We start from the raw sequence: 3,504 nt of genomic DNA, 5'->3' as shown, positions 1-3,504 counted from the left end.
CCGCTCGGCCGCATCAACACCCCTGGGTTGTTGCGCGGCATGGTGGAGCAGTGCAACAGTGTCCTGAATCTGCAAATGTGGCCGGAGGAGGTGACCGCGGTGGCTGCAGTCCTCAACCGCGATCACTACCGCTTGCGCGACTGACGGCACCGAAATCGCCCAGCAAGGCAAGCAGCCCCGCTTCGTCAAGAACCGCAACGCCCAGTTCCCGCGCTTTGTCCAGCTTGCTGCCGGCGGCTTCCCCAGCCACCACCCAGTCGGTCTTGCGGCTGACAGAGCCCGCCACTTTGCCACCGGCGGCCTCGATACGGGCCTTGGCCTCATCGCGCGTCAGGGTGGGCAAGGTGCCGGTCAGCACGAAGGTCTTGCCGCTCAACGGCAGCGGTGCGGCCTGGGCCTGACCGCCGTGCTCGGGCCAGTGCACGCCGCTGGCGCGCAATTGCTCGATCACCTCGCGGTTGTGCGGCTGCGCAAAAAAGGTGTGGATGCTGCGCGCCACCACCGGCCCCACGTCGGGCACACGCAGCAGATCATCCACCGAGGCGTTCATGAGGGCGTCCAGCCGGCCGAAGTGGCGGGCCAGATCGCGCGCCGTGCTCTCGCCCACGTGGCGGATGCCCAAGCCAAACAAAAACCGTGCCAGCGTCGTGGACTTGGACGCCTCGATCGCCGCCAGCACATTGGAGGCCGATTTTTCGGCCATGCGATCCAGCCCGATCAGCGACGACAGACCCAGCCGATACAGATCGGCCACGCCTCGCACGACATGACCGTCCACCAGCTGATCGACCAGCTTTTCACCCAGGCCCTCGATGTCCATGGCCCGACGCTGGGCAAAGTGCAGGATCGCTTGCTTGCGTTGGGCGGGGCAATACAGCCCTCCCGAGCAACGGTGATCGACCTCGTCGGCCTCACGCACCACGGCGCTGCCGCATACGGGGCAGGCTGACGGCATCGCGAAGGGCTCGCCGCGCGGCTGCGGCAGGGGCGGCGCCACGGCCACCACCTCGGGGATTACGTCGCCCGCGCGACGCACGATCACGGTATCGCCCACCCGAACATCCTTGCGCGCTACCTCGTCCGCGTTGTGCAGCGTCGCATGGGTCACGGTCACCCCCCCCACGAACACCGGCTCCAGCCTGGCCACGGGCGTGAGTTTGCCCGTACGCCCCACCTGCACATCGATTGCCAGCACCCGGGTGAGCTGCTCCTGCGCAGGGAACTTGTGCGCGATGGCCCAACGCGGCTCGCGCGTGACGAATCCCAGCGTGCGCTGCCAATCCAGTCGATCCACCTTGTACACAACACCGTCGATGTCGAAGGGCAGCGCATCACGCCTTGCCCCAATGTCGCGGTGGTAGGCAGCCAAGGCCTCGCCTCCCTTGCAGCGGCGCACCAGGTCCGACACGGGAAAGCCCCAGTCGCGCAGCGCCTGCAATATCTGCCAGTGGGTGCCCGCGTCTGGGTCATCGCCCAGGACGTCGGGCCATTCGCCTACGCCGTAGGCAAAAAATCTCAGTGGGCGGGATGCCGTGATGGATGGGTCCAGTTGCCGCACGGCGCCGGCGGCAGCGTTGCGCGGGTTGACGAAGGTTTTGTCGCCCCGAGCGCGCTGGCGTTCGTTGAGCGCCTCAAAGTCATCGCGGCGCATGAACACCTCGCCGCGCACCTCTAGCCGCGCGATATCCGCTCCCGCCCCTCGCAGGCGCAGCGGGATCTGACCGATCGTACGGATGTTCTGCGTCACATCCTCGCCGGTTTCGCCATCGCCGCGTGTCGCTGCCCGCACCAGCGTGCCGTGCTCATACAGCAGCCCGATCGCCAAACCATCGAACTTGGGCTCGGCCACATACACCACCGGCGGATCGTCCGGGCCCAGCGCCAACTCCTTGCGGATGCGGGCGTCGAAGGCCAGGGCTGCATCCGCCGCGGTATCGGTTTCGGTGCGAATGCTGAGCATCGGCACGGTGTGTCGCACCGGCACAAAGCTTTCCAGCGGGCGCCCGCCAACGCGTTGGGTGGGGGAATCGGGCGTGATCCAGTCTGGGTGTCGCGCCTCGATCGCCTGCAGTTCGGCAAACAGACGGTCGTACTCGGCATCCGGGATTTCCGGGTCGTCGAGCACATAGTAGCGCCACGCATGGTGATGGAGAACGCGGCGCAGGGTCTGGGCGCGCTGCCATTCGTCGTCATCCGCCTCCTGCGTGGCCGCTGCGGCGAACAGATCGGGTTGTAGAGACGAATCGGAGGGAGAGGATGGTGAGGACACAGCGGCAATTATCCATGGCCATGGGCGTGTCTGCTTGCGCGCATCCATCCCGAACGCCGGCAGGGCAGCGCCCCTTTCAACCGGTGGTGGCCAGTCGCGCCGAGTACAGGTGCGCCGGCTCGATGCCGTCGTACAGATGCCCCTGTGGCAGCAGGCGCACGATACGCAAGCCATTGTGGATGGCGCCCTCGTCCACAGAGCCGTCCACGGCAAACGACTCCCGTGCATGCATGATGACGGACAGAAACGTCCGGGGGTCACCAGCAAATCCGACCAGGTCGGCATGCGGGGCCAGGTCTATCGGCCCTGCCGTCTGCAGCCAGAGCAGTGCGCGCCGCACAGCCCGGGCAACGGACTGCAGTTCGTCCGCATGCGATTCCACCCAAGCAGCGGGGGAGCTCAGCCCCGCGTACAACACGGGGCCGCCAAGCAGGCGCATGCTTTCGCTCAGGTAGCGGGTGTCGGCCACGACCCGGATGCCCCCTCGACGTTGCAGGCCCGTCAAAAGCGGCTCGCCCACACAGACGGCATCCACATCCCCGAGCAAAAACGCGGTCTGCACCTGTTGCGCCGTGGACAAGATGACGAATTGCGCTGGGCGCGGCTGGACGCCGTGGGCTTGCATCACCATCCATGCGACCCGCTGTGCCCAGCGGCTCGCCTGCGGTAGCCCGATAAGGGCATTCTGCAACAGCAAGGACAGCTCCGCGCCTGTGCGCTGTGGGTGCCGCACGCCAAAGCCCAGTTGCGGCGTGCGCGCCAGGGTCAGAAACAGCAGTTCCCGCTGCCCCTGCAGATGCTGCTGAAGCACGGTGTCGAAATCTCCTGCGGTGACTTGCACTGGGCTTCGCTCACCAGGCATCGCCTTTGACGACCGCTCCTCATAGGGCTCGAGCATCACCGGCACGCCCTCGGCGGCAAAATACCCCAGGCGATGCGCCAGCCGCACCGGCAGAATCTTCAAGGGGGCATCCGTTTGCCAACGGATCGTGACTGGGCGCAGCGACGCCGACCGTACACGCACCGCTGCAGAGGCCATCGCGGCCATTGCCCCGATGCGCAAACAGCCCCGTCTGTTCATACTCGTCGCCTGGTTACCGCCCGTGCGGGCCGTAGATATCAGCCTACGCCGCCCAGGTGCAGCGGCCATCGGGATCTACCCCATGCGGGAAGACCCGTAGCACGCCAGCCCAGCGCTGTCAGCGCCGATCTGCCAGTGCGTGGGCGATGGTGCC

Annotated in this window: 2 protein-coding genes; both read right to left on the bottom strand. The window is 66.7% G+C overall.

Features of this window, described 5'->3' with window-relative positions; all coding sequences use genetic code 11:
• Positions 1 to 112: 112 nt before the first annotated feature.
• Complete coding sequence (gene ligA / locus P3W97_RS06665; protein WP_300845002.1) at positions 113 to 2,224, bottom strand: NAD-dependent DNA ligase LigA; 2,112 nt, start codon at positions 2,222 to 2,224, stop codon at positions 113 to 115.
• A gap of 121 nt (positions 2,225 to 2,345) precedes the next feature.
• Positions 2,346 to 3,233, bottom strand: coding sequence for a hypothetical protein (locus tag P3W97_RS06660; RefSeq protein ID WP_300845000.1), 888 nt, complete (start codon positions 3,231 to 3,233; stop codon positions 2,346 to 2,348).
• Positions 3,234 to 3,504: the final 271 nt, after the last annotated feature.

The sequence above is a fragment of the Tepidimonas sp. genome, assembly GCF_029335975.1.
Classification (GTDB): Bacteria; Pseudomonadota; Gammaproteobacteria; order Burkholderiales; family Burkholderiaceae_C; genus Tepidimonas.
This window is presented reverse-complemented; position numbering and strand designations above follow the sequence as displayed.